Here is a 682-nt window from a genome sequence, read left to right on the forward strand (position 1 = left end):
ATGGTTTATTTTAATTAAATTTTTTTTTATGAGCATATTCAAAGATGGTTCTTTATTCAATAAGCTCCTTCCAGTAGATTTACTTTTTTCATTTTTTTTCTTATCCATCGATATTATTCAAAATCCCGACTCGGCATATAATTTCTGCCAAATGATCACCATACCTAAGGTGTCACGCTCGCAATAATCCAGTAATTGAGTTCGTGTGACTTCCACGTCTCCCGTAAAAGAACCGTCAATCATACCCATAAATGTATTACTAGCATCACCGCCATTTGAGATTGCTAAATCGTTGTAGCTGAATTCAGGAGCAAGAGCTGGAAGAACTGATTTGATGGAAGCAGAACATCCCATCTTCGGGGTATAATACCATCCTTTTCGAAAAACTTCATATAAATCTACGAATCTGGATATAGCTGAGTTTATCCAATCATAATGTTTGGGATAGGTTAGTGAAAGCCCCCTTAAAACATTCTTTTCAAAAGTGGCATTATAAGCGACTATGCTTCCCAATTTGCTTAAGTCAATTTGCATTTGTTCTAATAGTTTTAACCTAGGATCAATTGCAGATTTTACATTAAAATGAGAAGGGTCTGCCAAAAATTCTTTATGTTCTACGATACCGTTAGGCTCGTATACTACATGGAGCGAATATTGAAACGGAATCTGCTGAAAAGGAGAA

At 35.5% G+C, this 682-nt stretch carries 1 protein-coding gene; it reads right to left on the reverse strand.

Going from position 1 to position 682, the window contains the following annotated elements; all coding sequences use genetic code 11:
• Window positions 1-117: 117 nt before the first annotated feature.
• Window positions 118-682: DUF2779 domain-containing protein (locus EHQ62_RS18520; RefSeq protein WP_135645609.1), on the reverse strand; the 565-nt coding region annotated here is incomplete at its 5' end.

Source organism: Leptospira jelokensis (assembly GCF_004769635.1).
GTDB lineage: Bacteria > Spirochaetota > Leptospiria > Leptospirales > Leptospiraceae > Leptospira_A > Leptospira_A jelokensis.